The 17,177-nt window shown below is 65.5% G+C and carries 19 protein-coding genes and 2 pseudogenes; 7 read left to right on the top strand and 14 right to left on the bottom strand.

Annotation, left to right across the window (positions count from 1 at the left end):
* The first annotated feature begins 2 nt into the window (after positions 1-2).
* The 5 genes from ACIA8C_RS01090 (at position 3) to ACIA8C_RS01070 (ending at position 5,038) form a co-directional block, all read left to right on the top strand.
* Positions 3-1,007, top strand: coding sequence for a diiron oxygenase (locus ACIA8C_RS01090; protein WP_397130219.1), 1,005 nt, complete (start codon positions 3-5; stop codon positions 1,005-1,007).
* The gene (locus tag ACIA8C_RS01085; RefSeq protein ID WP_397130218.1) at positions 1,004-2,209 is read left to right on the top strand and encodes a CynX/NimT family MFS transporter; all 1,206 of its coding nucleotides are present in this window, start codon (positions 1,004-1,006) and stop codon (positions 2,207-2,209) included. Before ACIA8C_RS01090 ends, ACIA8C_RS01085 begins: the two co-directional genes overlap by 4 nt.
* Before the next feature lie 53 nt (positions 2,210-2,262).
* Positions 2,263-2,769 (top strand): O-acetyl-ADP-ribose deacetylase, encoded by a 507-nt coding sequence (locus ACIA8C_RS01080; protein ID WP_397130217.1) that lies wholly within the window; start codon positions 2,263-2,265, stop codon positions 2,767-2,769.
* Positions 2,770-2,978: 209 nt separating this feature from the next.
* Entirely contained in the window at positions 2,979-3,815 is an 837-nt protein-coding gene (locus ACIA8C_RS01075) for a MerR family transcriptional regulator (protein ID WP_397130216.1), read from the top strand.
* A gap of 758 nt (positions 3,816-4,573) precedes the next feature.
* A complete protein-coding gene (locus tag ACIA8C_RS01070) occupies positions 4,574-5,038 on the top strand; it encodes a hypothetical protein (RefSeq protein ID WP_397130215.1) in 465 nt (154 codons plus the stop codon).
* A 136-nt stretch (positions 5,039-5,174) separates the two neighbouring features.
* On the opposite strand, the gene ACIA8C_RS01065 is transcribed toward ACIA8C_RS01070, so the two are convergent.
* From ACIA8C_RS01065 to ACIA8C_RS01045, 5 genes and pseudogenes are all read right to left on the bottom strand, one after another.
* A complete protein-coding gene (locus ACIA8C_RS01065; RefSeq protein ID WP_397130726.1) occupies positions 5,175-5,993 on the bottom strand; it encodes an amidase family protein in 819 nt (272 codons plus the stop codon).
* The gene (locus tag ACIA8C_RS01060) at positions 5,894-6,652 is read right to left on the bottom strand and encodes an amidase family protein (RefSeq protein ID WP_397130214.1); all 759 of its coding nucleotides are present in this window, start codon (positions 6,650-6,652) and stop codon (positions 5,894-5,896) included. Before ACIA8C_RS01060 ends, ACIA8C_RS01065 begins: the two co-directional genes overlap by 100 nt.
* Positions 6,649-6,822 (bottom strand): annotated as a pseudogene (locus ACIA8C_RS01055) (alpha-hydroxy-acid oxidizing protein); the annotation flags it as partial. The pseudogene ACIA8C_RS01055 and the gene ACIA8C_RS01060, both read right to left, overlap by 4 nt.
* 15 nt (positions 6,823-6,837) lie before the next feature.
* Positions 6,838-6,978 (bottom strand): annotated as a pseudogene (locus ACIA8C_RS01050) (alpha-hydroxy-acid oxidizing protein); the annotation flags it as partial.
* Between the two features lie 47 nt (positions 6,979-7,025).
* Positions 7,026-7,634 carry a MarR family winged helix-turn-helix transcriptional regulator gene (locus tag ACIA8C_RS01045; protein WP_397130213.1) on the bottom strand — a complete coding sequence of 203 codons (609 nt, stop codon included), beginning with the start codon at positions 7,632-7,634 and terminating at the stop codon, positions 7,026-7,028.
* Between the two features lie 75 nt (positions 7,635-7,709).
* Between ACIA8C_RS01045 and ACIA8C_RS01040 the strand changes: the two genes are divergently transcribed.
* Complete coding sequence (locus ACIA8C_RS01040; RefSeq protein WP_397130212.1) at positions 7,710-9,161, top strand: FAD-binding oxidoreductase; 1,452 nt, start codon at positions 7,710-7,712, stop codon at positions 9,159-9,161.
* Positions 9,162-9,285: 124 nt separating this feature from the next.
* On the opposite strand, the gene ACIA8C_RS01035 is transcribed toward ACIA8C_RS01040, so the two are convergent.
* The 7 genes from ACIA8C_RS01035 to ACIA8C_RS01005 all read right to left on the bottom strand — a co-directional run bounded on the left by ACIA8C_RS01035 (position 9,286) and on the right by ACIA8C_RS01005 (position 15,137).
* A complete protein-coding gene (locus ACIA8C_RS01035) occupies positions 9,286-9,624 on the bottom strand; it encodes a hypothetical protein (protein ID WP_397130211.1) in 339 nt (112 codons plus the stop codon).
* A gap of 262 nt (positions 9,625-9,886) precedes the next feature.
* Positions 9,887-10,327 carry a hypothetical protein gene (locus ACIA8C_RS01030; RefSeq protein WP_397130210.1) on the bottom strand — a complete coding sequence of 147 codons (441 nt, stop codon included), beginning with the start codon at positions 10,325-10,327 and terminating at the stop codon, positions 9,887-9,889.
* Positions 10,328-10,551: 224 nt separating this feature from the next.
* Complete coding sequence (locus ACIA8C_RS01025; RefSeq protein WP_397130209.1) at positions 10,552-10,839, bottom strand: hypothetical protein; 288 nt, start codon at positions 10,837-10,839, stop codon at positions 10,552-10,554.
* A 25-nt stretch (positions 10,840-10,864) separates the two neighbouring features.
* A complete protein-coding gene (locus tag ACIA8C_RS01020) occupies positions 10,865-11,644 on the bottom strand; it encodes an acetoacetate decarboxylase family protein (RefSeq protein ID WP_397130208.1) in 780 nt (259 codons plus the stop codon).
* A 4-nt stretch (positions 11,645-11,648) separates the two neighbouring features.
* Entirely contained in the window at positions 11,649-12,449 is an 801-nt protein-coding gene (locus ACIA8C_RS01015) for an SDR family NAD(P)-dependent oxidoreductase (protein ID WP_397130207.1), read from the bottom strand.
* A gap of 16 nt (positions 12,450-12,465) precedes the next feature.
* Positions 12,466-13,710, bottom strand: a complete 1,245-nt coding sequence (locus ACIA8C_RS01010; protein WP_397130206.1) for an NADH:flavin oxidoreductase/NADH oxidase family protein — start codon at positions 13,708-13,710, stop codon at positions 12,466-12,468.
* Positions 13,711-13,724: 14 nt separating this feature from the next.
* Positions 13,725-15,137: a flavin-containing monooxygenase gene (locus ACIA8C_RS01005; protein WP_397130205.1), complete on the bottom strand. Its 1,413-nt coding sequence runs from the start codon at positions 15,135-15,137 to the stop codon at positions 13,725-13,727.
* Between the two features lie 108 nt (positions 15,138-15,245).
* Between ACIA8C_RS01005 and ACIA8C_RS01000 the strand changes: the two genes are divergently transcribed.
* Positions 15,246-15,917, top strand: a complete 672-nt coding sequence (locus ACIA8C_RS01000; protein WP_397130204.1) for a TetR/AcrR family transcriptional regulator — start codon at positions 15,246-15,248, stop codon at positions 15,915-15,917.
* 144 nt (positions 15,918-16,061) lie between these two features.
* On the opposite strand, the gene ACIA8C_RS00995 is transcribed toward ACIA8C_RS01000, so the two are convergent.
* Both ACIA8C_RS00995 and ACIA8C_RS00990 read right to left on the bottom strand, forming a co-directional pair.
* Positions 16,062-16,442 carry an amidohydrolase family protein gene (locus ACIA8C_RS00995; protein ID WP_397130203.1) on the bottom strand — a complete coding sequence of 127 codons (381 nt, stop codon included), beginning with the start codon at positions 16,440-16,442 and terminating at the stop codon, positions 16,062-16,064.
* A gap of 63 nt (positions 16,443-16,505) precedes the next feature.
* Positions 16,506-17,147: a DsbA family protein gene (locus tag ACIA8C_RS00990; protein ID WP_397130202.1), complete on the bottom strand. Its 642-nt coding sequence runs from the start codon at positions 17,145-17,147 to the stop codon at positions 16,506-16,508.
* Positions 17,148-17,177 lie beyond the last annotated feature (30 nt).

Below are 17,177 nucleotides of genomic sequence, written 5' to 3'. Positions count from 1 at the left end.
CCGTGTCTTTGCCGCAATATCCCGGAGGCGGTCCCGTCGTGCCGTCGCTACCGGACCACGACCCCGACGACCCGGTCGAAAACGCGGTGATCAGCAGGCTCACCGCGAATTGGCATCGGCGCGCGATGGTGAAGCGCCCGGAGCCGGACCTGGACGAGCTGTTCGAACCCGCTCGCCCCGACTATCCGGAAGGCCTCATCCCGTTCCGGGACCACCCGACCTATCAGGCCATGGACCCCGAGCTCAGGGCGCGGCTGCTCGGCTGGGGCTGGGTGGCCTTCAACAAGCACATCATGGACACCGAACAGCACGTGGTGAACCCGACCTTCGCGCTGGTCATCGAGGACACCTTCGACACCGGCCTTGCGATGGAAACGCTGACCACCGCCATGACCCAGGCGATGCTCGACGAGCAATACCACACCCTCATGCACCTCAATGCCAGTTCGGTGATGCGGCGCCGGCGCGGCTGGCGGATGCCAGAAACGGCACTCCCGCTCGGGCACAAGGCATCCCGGCTCCGGCAGCGCATGGCCAACAGCGAGCAACGCTGGCAGCGCGATCTCAGCGCGCTCGCCTTCGCCACGGTCGCCGAGATCTCGATCAACTCCTACCTCGACCTGATCGCCGAGGACGACGAGATCCAGCCGATCAACAAGGTCACCGCCACCATGCACAACCGGGACGAGTACTGTCACTCCTCGATCGCCGACGAGATCGCCAAGGCCGTGTACCACCGGCTCGGTCCGGCCGAACGCGCCCTGTTCCGGGAGGCTATGGTCGACGGGCTGGAAGCGTTCGCCGCGAACAACTTCCCCACCTGGCATCGCATCGTCGATCTGGTGGGCTTCGATGGCGGACACGAGATGCTGCGGGAGGTCGAGCACGACCCGTCGGCAAAGCGGTTGCTGTCCAATTTCAGTGGGCTGCACAAGTTCTGCAGCGAGCTGGACATACTCGAGGAGCTCACGTTCGATTGGGCCACGGTGACGATCGAGGGCCCGTGAGGGCCAAGACCACCGCGCTCGCGGCGAAATCCGCTGCGGCGGTCCCGATCTGGCTGGTGGCCGTCGGTGTCTCGCTGGTCGCGCTGAACCTGCGGCCGCCCATCACGGCGATTTCCACGCTGATGCCGCAGGTGCAGCGGCAGGAAGGGTTCAACAGCACCGTCGCCAGCCTGCTGGTGGCGGTGCCGATCGCGTGCTGGGTGGGTTTCTCCGGCCTGACACCGCGCATCGGGCGCACACTCGGGCTCAACCGCACCATCGGGTTCGCGCTACTGGTGCTGTTGGCAGGCTTCGGCATCCGACTGCTGCCCGGCGTGCCCGCGCTGTTCGCCGGGACCGCGATCATCGGCTTGGCCATCACCATCGGCAACGTGCTGGTGCCCGCCGCGATCAAGCGCGATCATCCGGCACACGTCGGACTATTGACCGGGCTGTACACCATGTCGCTGTACACCGGTGCGGCCGCGGCTTCCGGAATCACGCTGCCACTGCAGGACGCCACCGGTTTCGGCTGGCGCGCGACATTGGGCCTGTGGGCCGTCCCCGTCGTCATCGCATGGCTGGTGTGGCTGCCTCAGTTGCGCGCCCGGAGCGACGCCGGCACCGGCCCAACGTCGGAAGCCACGCCGCGTAGCCTGTGGCTGCAGCCGCTGGCCTGGGCGGTAACCATCTTCTTCGCGATGCCCGCGCTGCTCTTCTACGCCGTTTCCGCTTGGCTCCCAACGATTCTCGTAGATGCCGGCATGAACGCTTCCTGGGCGGGCGGCATGCTCTCGGTAGCCAATCTGGTCGCGGTCCCCTCGGCGCTGGCCATGTCCATCCTGGTGAACCGGAGCGAACGGCAGGTCTGGGCCGCGATATCGACCGGTGCCGTATCGGCCACTGCCTTTGTGGGCCTACTGATTTCGCCCACCGGCGGGACGATCGCGTGGATGATCCTGCTCGGCGCCGGACTCGGCGCAGGCACCGCGATCGGCTATTCACTACCCATACTCCGCTCGCACGACGCACAGACAACCGCGAAGCTGACCGCGATGAGCCAAATCGCCGGCTTCGCCCTCTGCGCGGTCGGTCCGGTACTGGCCGGTGCGCTGCACGACCTCACCCACGCCTGGACCGCGGTACTGGTCTTGCTGGTGGTGCTTTCCGTCGTGCAGATCGCGTCAGGCATCCGAGCTGGAACCCCGCGCTTCGTCTCCTGAATCAAACTCTGGGCTGATGAAGTATCCGACGCCGCGCAGGACACAATGGCCCCATGGTTGAACTCGTGCTGGTCCGCGGCGACATCACCGAGCAAGATGTGGATGCGGTGGTGAACGCGGCGAATTCGTCGCTGCTCGGCGGCGGGGGCGTCGACGGCGCTATCCACCGCAAGGGTGGTCCTTCGATCCTTGCGGCATGCCGTGACCTGCGTGCATCGCACTACGGGAAGGGTCTGGCAACCGGCAAGGCCGTCGCGACGACCGCCGGAAACCTGCCGGCACACTGGGTGATCCACACCGTCGGCCCGGTGTGGTCGGCCCAGCACGACCGATCAGACCTGCTGGCCTCCTGCTACCGCGAATCATTACGAGTAGCAGACGAATTGGGCGCACAAACAGTAGCGTTCCCAGCCATCTCCACCGGCATCTTCGGCTGGCCGATCGACGACGGCGCCCGCATCGCCATCGAAACCGTACGGACCACCGACACCGCGGTGCGGGAAGTGCGTTTCGTACTGTTCAGCCCGGATGCCTACAACACCTTCGCTGCAACAGTGTGAACCCGACGCCGACGATGACTTCGCGGATTGCGGTTCCGAGCTCCTGACAGTGCTCTCGATCCTGATCGCAACGATGGGCGGACTACCGAGGGGCACTGCAGCATTGACCTGAATCATGTCACCTCACCTGCACAGACAACGAGACTTCTAACGTTTACTAGAAGAGTATTGACTAGATAACTGAACGATGCAATGCTCAACTCGTGCGAGTGACAGACAGTGATCTGACCGTGGAGGAGCTGGCTGCGCGAGTCGGCGTGCCGACCAGCACCGTGCGGATGTATCAGTCGAAGGGTTTGCTGCATGCGCCGCGCCGGGCCGGTCGCACCGCGCGGTACGACAGCTCGCACCTGCAGCGCCTCGAACTGGTGCAGCGATTGCAGGAGCGCGGCTTCTCACTCACCTCGATCGCCGAACTGCTGACCGCCCGCGAACAGGGCGCGACGGTTGCCGATCTCCTCGCGCTGCCCGGCGGCCCCGAGGATTGGGTACCGCTCGGCCTGCGCGAGATCCGGGTGATGATCAAACCGAAGGATCTGCGGCCCACCTTGCTGCGCAAGGCAACTCAGCTCGGATTGATCCGGTGGCGGCGCGGCCGCCCGCAGGCGCGGCGTTGGGCACTCACTAGCGGAATGCGGGTCGCCGAACTGGATATACCGCCCGGCGAGGTGCTCGATCAGGTCGTCCGGCTGCGTGCGCACACCGATCAAATCGCGGCCGACTTCGGAGACATCTTCGAACGCACGTTGTGGCCACGCATCCACGCCAGCAGCTCCGAGACCGACCAGCTCGACCGAGTCCGGGCGCTACTCGAGGAGCTGACCGGCCTAGCCGAAGGAGTGGTGGTCAGCGCGTTGCGCGAATCGGTCCGGCACCTCGCGGAGCAATTCGCCGATCGACACGAACTATTACCCGCCGAGGGGGAACGACCCGCTTGGCTGGACCATCCGGTTCCCGTGCTCAACGAGCGCCTCCTCGACCGCACCGATGACGACGTCGAGGCTGTGGACCAATTCCTGGCCACCGATCACACCCCGGAACAGTGATGAATTCGTACATAAACTTCAATGCGGCCAAGACGGGTTGCCGGCCCCTCGGCCTGATATCGATGAGCCGACAAGCGAGTCTCCGCGATACGGCCTCGACCTGGCTCCGTTACGGCTGGCAGCTGGCCCTTGGCGTCGTATCGGGCGTCGTGCTGACCGCCGTCTGCACAATGACCCTTGGGTACTTTCTGTACACGTGGGCCATCGTAATAGGACCGATTGTCGCCCTGGCGATCTGGACCGTGATCATTATTGGCAGTGCTGTGCACTTGATGTTTCGTGGCTGGAATTCCGCGAGGATTAGATTTCTGGCCGGGTGCGGGATTATCCCCTGCTACGCTGGCGTATCCATGATTATTTACTGGTCCGAATTGTCGAATCCGTAGCCGATGAGTGTGTCGACAGCACCCGCCATCTCAATGGATCGATCGCCAGTCGTGGTGCGGCCCAAGGTGTTCCGGCTCCGGTCAATGAAACCCTTACGCACCTAGTAAATTTGACCGAGGCCACCACCGCCTACCAGCGAAACCGCTCCACCACCATGGATGGCACCACCAACCCGCACTGACTCGAATCGAGGCCGGGAACCCTGAACCGCGGGCGTTCGATGCGAGCCCGGCGCGCATAGGCGATCGCCGCGCCGAGGTGCGCCCCCAGCCGCGAAAGAACGACTGGCCGAGCCTGCGGCAACGACGGCGACGCGCCGTTGCGGCTGCCGATTTCCGCAGGTCAACCCCGTACCGGGGTATGGTCCGGCGATGACGAACGAGGCGGCGTTGCCGATGCCTCATGGCAGACGACCAGCGGGGGTCGGCACGACCCTCATCGGCCCGGGCGAGGTCGAATGGACACCCGCGCCAGGCGCCCCCTCGCAGAGCTTCGAGATTGCCCCGGTCGTCGGTTCCTTCTGGCAGGACGGCTTCTACATCTGCTACGCACGCTGGTACCCCGGGTGGATGAGCGCCCCACACACCTACCAGGTCGACAGGCACTCGGTCACGGTGTCCGGGGTCTGGACCGTAGGGGCAGGCACCAGCATCGATCTGGAGCAAACCATTCCCGCCTTTCCAGGTGACTACGGATTCCGCAAGGCCGGCACCTCCCACTACGACGGGGCCCTATCCGACGCCGGCGAACCGGCGGTATTCGTACTCTTCGGCGAAGGCCCGGCCATCCCGGCTCTCACCGATCCCGACGCGAAGACGATCTACCTCCGGTTGTGATCGACTCGCGCCGTCTCCCCCATCAGGTTCGTACAGGTAACACGGTGCGGCCATGGCCTCAACGCGCAGTACCGCGATGTGGAGTTGACCGCCCCGAAACAGCCTCCGCCGCAGCACATTCGACGAACCGAAGGAGTCAGATGGGTGGTGTCGCGGTGTGGTATCCGGTGTGGGCCTGGATGTCCACGGCAATCTGCAGCAGGTGAGCGTCGCTGTAGGGCGCGCCCATCAGTTGTACGCCGACGGGGAGCCCGGTGACGGAGCTGCGCTGCGCCGGAATCGCGACAGCGGGCAGGCCGCAGTAGTTCGCGTCGTTGGTTTGCGGTGACATCGCCATGCCCTCCTGCGGGCCGTAGTCGCCGAACGGCGGGCGGTCGACGAGTTCGGTGCCGAGCACCGGCAGCAACACGGCGTCGAGTTTGTGATCCCGCAAGAGTGCGCACCATTGCTGTTGGCGCCGCGTGCGTTCGCGCAGCAGCTGGTTGTAGACGATGGCCTTGGGTTCGTGCGCGAGCAGGAAGGCGAAGCTCTCGGACAGATATCGGGTGTAGACGTCGCGCCGCGCGGGCCACCATTGTGCTTGGTAGGCACCGATTTCCACGCCCTGGCCGATGATCATGTCGAGATAGTTCATCGAGGCGGGGGTCTCGACCTCGATCACCTCGGCACCGAGGGAACGCAGCGTCGCCTGCATCGCACGGTAGCTGTCGGCCACGCCTGGGTCCAATGTCGGTGCGGTGGAGGGGATTCCGAGGCGAGTGCCGGAGAGCCCGGATGCGCGCGGCGCGCTGGGGTAGGACTGTGGCCAATCGATGGCACCGTTGGTGCGGGGATCGAAGGGGTCGAATCCGGCGATCACCGCGAGCAGGGGCCCGAGATCGGCGGCGCTGCGCGCCATCGGGCCGACGTTGTCGAAGCTCCAGGCCACCGGGATGGTGCCGTATACCGAGACCAGTCCCGCCGTGGGTTTGATGCTGCACACGTTGCAGGCTGAGGCGGGGATGCCATCTGATGGGTCTGCACGTGGCCGAGCAGCGGCATCCCGTCGGCCTTCAGCCGCGCCCACGCGGTGCAGTCGCCTACGGCAATGTTGTCGCCGAGCAGTGCCGGTAGGCCGGCGGTCAGCGGACGGCCCTGCACCGCGAAAACATCCTTGAGCGCGAGCGGGATTCCGCACAGTAGCGGCGCGCGATCGCCCTCGGCTCGGCGGCGCGCGTCGGCGTCCCTGGCTGCCGCGAGCGCGGTGTCAGGGTAGCGGTGGACGAAGGAGTTGATGTCGCTGTCCTTCTCCTGCGCTCGGTCCAGCAGGGCCTTGGTCAGCTTCTCGCTGGTGAGTGCGCCCGCGCGCAGCAGCGCCGCGAGTTCGAGCACGCCGAGCGCGGTCGGATCGGTGGAGTCGATGCCGTGATGCTCGGGTAGCGACAGCTCGTAGGTGCGCGGTTTCGCTACGGGCCGGGGTGCCTGCTGCACCGGAAAGGGCGCGCGCGCATCGGTATTGGTGGGATCGGTCCCCGGCGGCTGCTCCGGGTAGGAGAACGCCGAGGCGGATGCCCGGGTCGTCGCTCGGCGCGCACCGTCAGCGGTCTGGGCAGCGGCCGATGATTTCCCGTTCATCGGCCGGTGGGCAGGATTGCTTCGGCGGTGAGGTCGGCGATCGCCGGGTAGCCGTCGAGGGCCAGCGCCTTCACCACGTCGGCACCGGATCGGATGCCCGAATCGAACAGCACCGGCATTCCGTCGGCGGCCGCGACGACACCGGGCAGCAGATCGAGCGCGGCCAAGCCGCTCATGCCGCACAACTCGACAGACAAATCGCGCTGCGCGGTGGCACGCAGAATACGGGGCAGCACACCGAGTTTCTGAAAGGCGGCCTCGTTGTTGGACTGGGTGAATTCATCGCCAGCGCCGTGGGAAACATAGGACCAGATATCGGGCGCCATCGTGGTGCGCGCTTTGTCTGCCAATTCGGTGCAGTCCGCGTAGTTCGTCATGTCGTTCCTTTCTCGGTCGGTCGAGTCTTGGTCGGTCGAGTCGGAGTATTGGAGTCACCGCGGCGCTGTTGTGGCGGGCGAGCCGGGGATGCCTGGTCGAGCATGCGGGTCAGCGCCGGCGAGGTCGCGAGGGAATCGAGTACCGGTCGCAGGCTCTGGGTCAGGGCGGCGCGGTCGTCGGTGGTCAGGTGTTGCAGGAAGTAGCGGCGTACCCGGTCGATGTGTTCGGGAGCGACGGCGAGCAGGGTTCGGTGGCCTGCTTCGGTGAGTACGACCTCGACGCCGCGTTTGTCGGTCACGGCCTGCCGCCGGTCGACCAGGCCGCGTGCCTGCATGCGCTTGATCTGCTGAGACAGCCTGCTCTGGGAGAGCATGGCCGCCTCGGCCAGGTCGTTCATCCGCACGCCGAAGCCGGGCGCCGCTTCTAAGGCGACCAGGATCCCGTATTCGTCCAAAGTCAGCTCGTGGCCGCGTCGCAGGTCGGTGTCGAGCCGGTTGACCAGCAGTCGGCTGGTGAACAGCAACGACAGCCAGGTTGTCAGTTCATCACCATCCCACCTGCTCACGAATGCGATACCTGCGGATTGATCCTGTGGGACCATCATCACATCTCCTCGAAGCAAGCACTTAGCTACTATCTAATCTACATTAATTTTAATGTAAATCGAGAGGAGATAGCCGTGAGCGACATCGCAACGCTGCTCCACCAGCACCTGCCCTCGGTGCAGATGAGTTTCGAGGACGATCCCGAGTACGACCGAGCCCGGGCTACCTGGAACGTGCGGACCCAGTTCCGCCCGCTCGGAATCGTGCGGCCGCGCAGCACCGCTGAGGTAGCGACGATCGTGCGATGTGCGCGCGAGGCCGGCGTCACCCAGATCGCGATCCGCTCCGGCGGCCACTCCATCGAGGGCAACGGACTGGGCGGGCGAGGCGGTCACGCCCTGGTGATCGACCTCATCCACCTCGACAAGATCACCGTGGACCCGCAGGCGCGCACCGCGACCGTGGAACCCGGTGCGCTGCTGGGCAACCTGTACTGGGAGGCGTGGTCGCATGGCGAGCTCATGGTCCCCGGCGGTGACTGCCTGCCCGTCGGCATCGGCGGCCAGGCCACCTGCGGCGGTTACGGGCGCAGCGTACGCCGGTACGGCATCCTCACCGACCATGTCATGCGGGTAGAAGTCGTCGCGGCCGACGGTCAGGTGCTGATCGCCGACGACGACACCAACTCCGACCTGTTCTGGGCGCTGCGCGGCTCCGGCACCGGATCGTTCGCCGTGATCACCAAGTTCGTCTTCCGTCTGCACGAGGCACCGAAAGCCCCCGCGAACTTCTCCATGCGCTACCGCCTGACCGACCTCGACTTCGTCGAAACATTCACCGCGCTACAGGATTTCACCCTGAACGCGCCAACGACCTTCAGCCCGATGCTGGTCATCTGGCAAGGCATCCTCGAAATGACCGGCGCGATCCTCACCGATACCCCCGCCGAGCGCGACGCCCTCATCGCCGACATGCGCGCGCAGCTGCCGCGGCCGACCGAGTCCGACATCGAACCGATGAGCTATATCGAGGTAGTCGCCAGCCAAGCCGCGACGCAAACCTCGGCGCACTGGCTGGCCGAGCCCGGGAAAATAAGCCGCGAAGCCGACGAAAACCTCCGCTACCAGGCGATCAAGGCCGCACACCTGCCCGAACCGTTCACCCCCGAAGTCATCGCGAAACTCGGCGAACTCGCGGCCCGGCAACCACCGCGGGGCGCCCGGATGCAGATGCAAGCCTTGGACCCGACCTCCGGACTACCGGCCGGCGCCACCGCCATCAAGACCCGCGGCAGCGTCTGGCTGCTCGGCTTCGGCACCGACGTCGAACCCGACGAAGCCGACGACCCCGCAAACCTCATCCCGCTCGGCGAGGACCGCCGCTGGTGGCCCCGCGAGGCCTACGAACTGGTGTATCCCTACACCGTCGGCGGCTACATCGGCGACGACGACCTCGAAGAACAGCTGCACGGACGCGACATGTACGCCAGCTACTACGGCGACCACTTCCCCCGGCTGCAGGCCATCAAACGCAAGTACGACCCGGACAACCTATTTCACAACGCCATGAGCATCCCGCCCAACTGACTGGACCAGAAAGGGACGCAGATGACCCCTGCTACCAAGGGACCCTGGGACCGACGGTGCGGCAGGTGCGAGAGCAACTCGCACCCTATGACTTCATCGCTTGGGTAGGCGGCGCGGTACTGCCCTACCACGCCGTGGACCCGGGACGATACCTGCCGAGGGAACCAGAGCTGACCCTGCTCACACCCGACCCCGACCAAGCCGCACGCGCACCACTCGGTACCCCACCATCGGCGACCCTGCCGAAGCGCTCGCCCGGCTCGCCGAACTGGTCGCCACCACCGCGGGTCAGGGAGATCGTCTGCGGCGCAAGCGATCGCACCGCAGGCGTAGCGAGTAGCCGCAGCAACCGCGTGTAGTACTCCCCGATGGTGAGCCCGAAGATCGGGAGTACGTGTTCGTCACCGCCGTCGTACGGCGCCCACTCGACAGCGAACTCGAGCAGGTCTCGCTGATATCTCATCGGTGCGGATTCCGTTCGCGGACCGGCCCGTTACCTAGCCGATGCGCGACCGGGCCTCGCCGAAGATGTTTCGGATCCTCACGATCAGATTGGCGTCCGAGTCACACAAAACTGGAGCCGCCACGCAGCTGCCTTGCGGTGTAGGTGCTGCGGGTAGGCCGATCGGTTGGATGCATCGGCCGCCGATCAGATCGTTCACGCACCGACACGACAGTCATATGCCACTTGCCAGCCGGACGGACAGCCACACCGACTGGTCGGCTCAGGGGCGGTTCTGGCAATCCCACGACTGGCCTTGGTGGCCGGGGCAGTAGACGGTGATGTAGGCACTGTCACGGACTCCGTAGCTACCGTTCGGCGCGCTAGGGTCGTCGTAGACGTACTTGGCCTCGATCTCGTAGTGGCCCTGCTTGATCGGCATCCACGGCATAGTTGCGACGCCGTCGGTCGATTTGATCGGCTTGTAGCACGTCCCGATGCGATCAACGGTCGAGCAGAAGGTGGCTGTCCCCGGCTTGGCCAGGTCCGCCGTGATCGTCAACGAGTACGTCGACCAGACCGAGTATGTGCCGTTGTCCGAGGTCATCGTGAAGGTAGCCCCCCACGCTGTGGCGTTGGGTGCGGCGAGGATCAACGCCACGCCTGCCACCGCCGACCCGAGACCGAGCCGACGCACACGCCTGCCCAAAACGCTTGTGATCACAGATGATTCCCCCTCATCGCGAAGTGCTGCACCGGAGAGCGGCTCGGCCGCATCCCCCTCGTACATCATACCGCGATCATGATCAATCAGTAAATACCGACAGCGCAAGGGTTCGCGCGACCAACCGTTCGGCACTTCCCTGAAAGATGCAAGCCCCCAAGCGTTTTCAGCACTCTCGACAAGTCCGGCGATGAGTGGTCCAGCGCGTGCGATGTGGCTGCCAGCTACATACTTCCGCTGTTGCGTGCGCGGATGGCGCGGTATGTCGAGCAGAGATATTGATGGATGGAGGATTTCAGCAGTTGCCATAAGCGTACCGAATCAGGAGTGCCGGTAGCGGCGAATACCCGCCGGAAATCCAGAGCGGCGCTGCGGCATTCGCGCAGTCGAGCACCGAAGCCGCCAGGTGCGGTGAGTGCCTCGTCGAAGGTATCGATGCGGGTGAACAGCGAGGTGGCGGCCGGGCGTGGGATGGCGATCGGCTCGGTGGTGAGACGGTCGGCGATGCTCATGCGTGGCTCCTGGGTGCGGCGGCGGTTACAGGATGCGGGGCCGCAGGTGAGTCATGGTGAACAGCGGGGTCAGCGGGCGCACCGGAATTGGTGGCAGCCACCCGCCCAGCAGGTCGACGCGATGCAGCCGCGCCTCGATCACCCGCCCGATCCCCATCTGATCGATCGGATCACGTTCGGAACCGTCGAGTTTCAGGGTGAAGTCTTCGATCCGCCGTACTTCGATCACGCTCTCGCGCGGTGTGAAGGCCACCAGCCACGCCGGGAACAGGCCCGCGAGACCGACGACATTGCGGTGCGGGCGGGCCAAAATGGGCGGCGGGTCGGGGATGACCTCGCCGAGCCAGCCGCCCATGCTGAGCAGCTTGTGCCCGCGGCGGGTTGCCTGCGCGTGGATCTCGATGTCGGTGAGCGTCCAGTCGACCTCACCCAGTTTCTTCGGGTAGCCGAGCAGTTCGCGGCCGATGATGAGGGCTACGTCGTCGTCGAGAATCATCCACGGGCAATGGATTCCGGTGCCTTGCACGGTCTTGACGTGCACGAAGAGCCCAGCCTCGTGGTATCCCGGGGACTCGAAATTGTTGTCGGGGAACCAGGCGGTGAACAGGTCCGCGCGAGCAGGTTCGCTCAGCTGCATCCCGGCGGGCAGCCACTGCCGCATGCGTGCTGGGTCGATTTCGACTGTGGCGCTGAAGTAATGGGCGTCGCGGTAGAGGCTCTGCCGTGGATCCCCCAGCGCCAGGAGGCGGCGCAGGTCCGCACCGAGCGCACGGCCCGCAGTCCGAATAGCGGGTTCCCATCCCATGATGTCATACGACCTTTCGGTAGATGGCGCGCAAGATCGGCCCGACCAACCCGCGCGGGGTGTACTGACCGCCGACGGTCTGCACCTTGGCGAACAGGCCTGGAACCACGCGGCGGCGACCGGCGGCCATGCCCGCGATCGCGTCGGCCGCAGCCTGCTCCGCGCTCACCCACAGTGGACCCGGCACCATGCGGTCCAGGTTCGGGGCCTCAGCCGCCTCGGCGTATTCGGTGCGCACCGGGCCCGGCGCGAGCAAAGTGCACTGCACACCGGTGCCGGAGAGTTCGACGTGCAGCGATTCGGCCAGGGTGTTGGCGAAGGCCTTGCTGGCGGCGTAGGTGGCGTTGTGTGGGCCGGGCTGATTGCCCGCGGTGGATCCGGTGATCAGGATCGCGCCGGTACCGCGGCGCACCATGCCGGGCAGCGCGGCCAAGGTGAGGTCATGCACCGCAACGGAATTCAGTTCGACCTGCTGGCGTTCGCGGTCTGGGTTCGCGGTCGCCAGCTCGCCATAGGTGGCGAAGCCTGCGTTGTTGCACAGCACCGCGATATTCCGGTCGGCGAGTTCTGCACACAGTTTCGCGCGTGCACCGCGGTCGGACAGATCCATGGCCCGGACCTCGGCTTCGATACCGTGGCGGGCCGCCAGTCGCTCGGCCAGCGCACGCAGCCGGTCCTGGCGACGAGCCACCAAAATCAGCGAATAGCCGTGCTGGGCAAGGGCTTCAGCGAGGGCCACGCCGATACCTGAGGAGGCGCCGGTGACCACGGCGCGCATGGTGGGAGAGGGGGTAGGCAGGCTCATGAAGGCTCCTCTACGATCAGAACTGAGTGAGTGCGTGGGCGGTCACGGTGGTACCGGCGGCGGCGAGGGTGCGCAGCGCTCCCGGACCGCTCACCTGCTTCGCGCCTGCGGCGATGCGGCGGAAATTGGCTGCGTGCCAGGCGAGTTGGAGATAGGAGTTGATCGGTGTGGCAGCGGGCAGCGCGATACGCGGTGCGGTCGGCAGCACCTGCGGTTCCCGTTCGCCGGACAGCAGCTCCGCCGCGATATCGGGGCGCACCGCGAAGGGGCGGCCCAGTCCGATCACGTCGACCGCGCCCTGCGCCAGGACCTCGTTCATGAAGTCGAGGGTGCGGATACCGCCGGTGAGCATGAGCGCCATCCCCGAGCGGGCACGCAACTGTTGCGCGTAGCGCAGGAAGTATGCCTCGCGCTCGCGCGTATTGTCGGCCACCACACCGGTCATGGCCGGGGCCTCGTAGTTGCCGCCGGAGATTTCCAGCAGATCGATGCCTGCGTGCTCCAGGGCGAGCGCGACATCGAGAGACTCGCCTTCCTCCAGGCCCCTGCGCTGGAAGTCGGCGGAGTTGAGCTTCACGGAGAGAACGGCATTGGGGCCGATGGCCTGTCGTACGTCGGCGACTACCTCGAGCAGCAGGCGACGGCGGTTCTCGGCGTCGCCGCCGTAGCAGTCCTTGCGCTGGTTGGCGATCGGCGAGAGGAACTGCGAGAGCAGATACCCGTGTGCCGCGTGCACCTGCACACCGGAGAAGCCGGCAGCCACACCGAGTTCCGCCGTCCGTGCGTAGCGGCGGCGCAGGTCGGCGATATCGTCGAGCGACAGCGCGCGCGGCTTGCGCAGGTTGAATCCGATCGCCTGCGGACGCAACGCCGACGGGCCGACCGGGCGGCGGTGCAGCGGGCCGACCGCGACGCGGCCAGGGTGGTTGATCTGCATCAGCATCACCGATCCCGCTCGCGATCCCGCGACTGCCCAATTGCGGACGGCGTCGAGATGCCGGTCGTCGGTGAGGGTCACATTGCGCGGCTCGACGTACGCGCGGCGGTCGATCATGACGTTGCCGGTGACGAGCAGCCCCGCACCGCCGCGTCCCCACGCGCTGTAGAGCCGGGTCAGGGTGTGGCTCGGAGACCCGTCGATCTGGCCGAGCTGTTCGCTCATGGCTGCCTTGGCGATGCGGTTGGGCAGGGTCACACCGCACGGCAGGGCTAAGGGGCTGCCGACGGCGACGATGCGGGGGATGCTGTTCTTCGATGTCATGGGGGTTCTCCTGTTCAGGTCAGGCTTTGCTGCGCGCGGCGGCGAGGATCGGGCGCAGCGCGCCGCGTTTGCGTGCGGCGGCGGTCGGCATGTGCGTCGAATCTGTCTGCGGCTCTGAGCTTTTCGCCTCGGAGATAGGAGTGCACAGGCAGGTAGGACAGCAGTGCACGCAGGGTTGACAGCTGGGTCAAGCGGCGCACCAGCCACCGCCCGCGCAGCACCTCCCAGCGCAAATCCGGTCCGCCCGCGAGGATCTCGCTCGACGGCTTGCAGAGGTGGGCGTAGAGATCTCCCACGGGTGTGCGCATCCGCTGTTGCAGCAGCACCGCCTCAGCGAGCAGCCGGGAACTGTTCATCAGCAACATGCCCGCACCCGAGCGCGGGGCCACCAGTCCGGCGAAGTACAGATTGGCCAGCCCCGGTGCGAAGGTGTGCGATACCAGCCGCGGCTGCCCGTTCTCCCACTCCAGCAGGCCCTCGCCCAGGAATGGGAAGGTGGTCCGGAAACCGGTCGCCCAGACGATGGTGTCGTAGTCACCGTGGGTGCCGTCGATGAAATGCACTGTGCGCCCTTCGAAGCGCGCGATCTCCGGACGGACGGCAATGCGACCGTGCTTGAGGAAATACGGCAGCTGCTGGTTGACCACCAGGTCCTGGTCGAAGATCCGATGTGTGGGCTTCTGCAGCCCGAAGCTGTGGAAGCTGCCCATACCGAGCGCGACGATCGACCGGAAAACGGCCTCCTGCAACAGTTTCGGCACCGGCACCGATCCGAAATCGAACTTACCGCTTGGGATGCCCAGGACATATTTCGGGATGAACCAGTAGCTGCGGCGCAACGAGATCTCCGCGTTCCCGAACGTCAGCGCCGCTTCCACGGCCAGATCACAGCCCGAGTTCCCGGACCCCACCACCAGCACGCGCGGCCCGTCCAGATCCCGAGGACGCTTGTAGTTCTTCGAGTGGATTTGCTTGCCGGTGAATTCGCCCGGGTACGACGGGATATTGACATCCCAGTAGTGACCGTTGGCGACCACGACACCGGCATATTCGCGTACTTCGCCGCCGTCGACTACGACCCGCCACCCAGACGATCCCGAATCATCGAGCGGTCCGACATCGGTCACCAGGGTGTCGAACTCGATCCGGTGGACCAGGCCGAATTCCGTCGCGAAACAACGCAGATAGTCGCGCATTTGCGCAGCGCTGGGGAAATCCGGGTACTTCTCGGGCATCGGATAGTCCGGGTACTGCGTGACGTCCTTCGAGCTGATCAGGTACGTCGAGTCATAGACCCCGTGCGACCAGTTGCCGCCGATGGCGTCGGTGGCCTCGATGTGGTCGTAGTCCAAGCCCAAATCCGTAAACGCCTTCGCCACCGCCAATCCGGTGTATCCGGCCCCGATGATGCAGTACCGACGCGCCATTGCGACCTCCCATCAAAGCTACAGTCTCTGTAGCTACAGTGAGTGTAGTATTTGCTCACTCGCTGCCGGATGTCAAGCAGCCCCAGGACGGAAAGGTGGATTGTCCGCATGGCCGAGCGGCGAAACCGCGAATACGCACCGCGTATGGCTCCCGAGGCGCGTCGGCAACAGTTGCTGGACGCGGTCTTGCGGGTCATCGTCGAACAGGGCATCCACAAGGTGTCCATCGACACCGTGGCCCGCACGGCGGGGGTCAGCCGCCCGGTGGTCTATGGACTGTTCGACGACTCCGAGTCGTTGCTGCGCGCCTCCCTCGACCGCGAAGAAACCGCAGCACTGGCGCAGATGGCCCAGGCGGTGCCACTGGCAAACACGAGCGACCCAGCCCGCGCCATGTCGGACAGCCTCACGCGCTTTCTTGCCGCCGTGCAGGCAGCCCCCGATCGGTGGCGGGCAGTATTCCTGATCGCCGACGCCAGCACCCCCGCTTTCCGTCGCCGCCTCGAAGCCGGACGGCACGCATTCATCGCGGCACTGGTGACCTTCGTCCGGGCCGCGACACAGCCCGACCTGCTCCCGATCATTGACGTCGAACTGACGGCCCGCACCATCTACGCACTGTTCTGGGAAGCCGGCCGCCTGATCCTGGCCGACCCCGAAACCTTTCCACCCCAGCGGATTCGCGATTACGCCGACACGCTGATCCCAGCCCTACCCGCGTTCCGTGACGCAGGGCCGCCCGATGACCGACCTCTGTCACCACGTCCTGCGCGCCCATGAATGGATTTACGAGAACGCCGACGGACCGCTCGGGCACCGCCTGCTCTTCAGGAACCCCACCGCAAGCGGATAACGGCGACTGATAGCAGGACCGAAATCGCTGCGCGTCGACGACGTTCTCGTGTGGCTGGCCGGAGGCAGCGGCTAGCGGGCGGCTGGGGTCGGTGCCAATCCAGCGATTTTGGTGCCGAACACCTTCAGCGCGGTTCCGCCGAGGATGTTGTTCTTCGCCTGCTCCGACAGATTCGGGATCGACATGATGCGGCCGGGGGTGTCGAAGTCCCAGTGTGGCCAGTCCGAGGAGTACATCAAGGTGTTCTCGGCATCGATCGCCTTCAGTGTGCTTTGCAGTAGGTCGGGGTCCGGCATCTCCAAAGGCTGTGAGGTGTAGTACATTCCGCGCATGTAGTCGCTGGGCATTTTCCGCAGCAGGGGCGCATCCGAGGTCCGCAGGATGAACTCGTGGTCCAGGCGCTGCATGAGGAATGGCAGCCAGGCCAGACCGCATGCCGATGGTGCGGTCATCGACCACTCGTGACAGCTGGCTTGGCGCTGCGCAGGATGTCTGTATCAGCATCGATGACGAAGTTAGTCGAACGACGGTTCGGCGTCTCTGCTTCGTTTCAGTTCGAAGAAGCCTGGGGTACCTGCGAGGAGGAGCATCCCGTCCCACAGTCGTCCCGCGGCCTCGGCTTTAGGGGCGGGGGTGACCACCGGCCCGAAGAAGGCGATGCGGGAGCCGTGGGGTCCAGGAACGCCAATGATCGGGGTACCGATTTCTTGTCCGACGAGACTGATTCCCTTCTGGTGGGAGGTGCGTACAAGGGTGTCGTAGTCGGCGGAGTACGCGGCATCGGCGAGGTCTTCAGACAGGCCGGCATCGGTCAAGGCTGCCGCGAAGGTTTCCCGAGTCTGCTTCTGGCCCAGGTTGTGGATGCGGGTACCCAGGGCTGTGAACAGCGGGCCAAGGACCTGGCTGCCGTACTTCTGCTCGGCGGCGACGCAGATCCGCACCGGATACCGGCCTACGATGTCCCATCTGTGGAATTGCTCGGGCAGTTCATCGAGACGGTTCTCGTTCAGCACCGCCAAACTCATGACGCGCCAACGGATTTCCACTGACCGGACCTTCTCGACCTCCGTCATCCAGCGGGACGTGATCCACGCCCAGGGGCACCGCGGATCCAACCAGAAGTCAACTGGCGTCGTAGTGGCATTGACTTTGGACACGATGCTCCTCGTTGTTACCGATACGCGGGT

Origin of the sequence: Nocardia sp. NPDC051321 (assembly GCF_044455225.1) — a bacterium.
Lineage (GTDB): Bacteria > Actinomycetota > Actinomycetes > Mycobacteriales > Mycobacteriaceae > Nocardia.
The sequence above is the reverse complement of the archived record's forward strand: the minus strand, read 5'-3'. Positions and strand labels throughout refer to the sequence as shown.

Excerpts from the sequence above, each read along its gene's own strand:
- ACIA8C_RS01015 (WP_397130207.1), bottom strand. The coding sequence starts at position 12,449 with ATGAGCCTGCCTACCCCCTCTCCCACCATGCGCGCCGTGGTCACCGGC.
- ACIA8C_RS01060 (WP_397130214.1), bottom strand. The coding sequence starts at position 6,652 with ATGAACGGGAAATCATCGGCCGCTGCCCAGACCGCTGACGGTGCGCGC.
- ACIA8C_RS01080 (WP_397130217.1), top strand. The coding sequence starts at position 2,263 with ATGGTTGAACTCGTGCTGGTCCGCGGCGACATCACCGAGCAAGATGTG.
- ACIA8C_RS01005 (WP_397130205.1), bottom strand. The coding sequence starts at position 15,137 with ATGGCGCGTCGGTACTGCATCATCGGGGCCGGATACACCGGATTGGCG.
- ACIA8C_RS01045 (WP_397130213.1), bottom strand. The coding sequence starts at position 7,634 with ATGATGGTCCCACAGGATCAATCCGCAGGTATCGCATTCGTGAGCAGG.
- ACIA8C_RS01020 (WP_397130208.1), bottom strand. The coding sequence starts at position 11,644 with ATGGGATGGGAACCCGCTATTCGGACTGCGGGCCGTGCGCTCGGTGCG.
- ACIA8C_RS01000 (WP_397130204.1), top strand. The coding sequence starts at position 15,246 with ATGGCCGAGCGGCGAAACCGCGAATACGCACCGCGTATGGCTCCCGAG.
- ACIA8C_RS01035 (WP_397130211.1), bottom strand. The coding sequence starts at position 9,624 with ATGAGATATCAGCGAGACCTGCTCGAGTTCGCTGTCGAGTGGGCGCCG.
- ACIA8C_RS01070 (WP_397130215.1), top strand. The coding sequence starts at position 4,574 with ATGACGAACGAGGCGGCGTTGCCGATGCCTCATGGCAGACGACCAGCG.
- ACIA8C_RS01010 (WP_397130206.1), bottom strand. The coding sequence starts at position 13,710 with ATGACATCGAAGAACAGCATCCCCCGCATCGTCGCCGTCGGCAGCCCC.
- ACIA8C_RS01025 (WP_397130209.1), bottom strand. The coding sequence starts at position 10,839 with ATGAGCATCGCCGACCGTCTCACCACCGAGCCGATCGCCATCCCACGC.
- ACIA8C_RS00995 (WP_397130203.1), bottom strand. The coding sequence starts at position 16,442 with ATGACCGCACCATCGGCATGCGGTCTGGCCTGGCTGCCATTCCTCATG.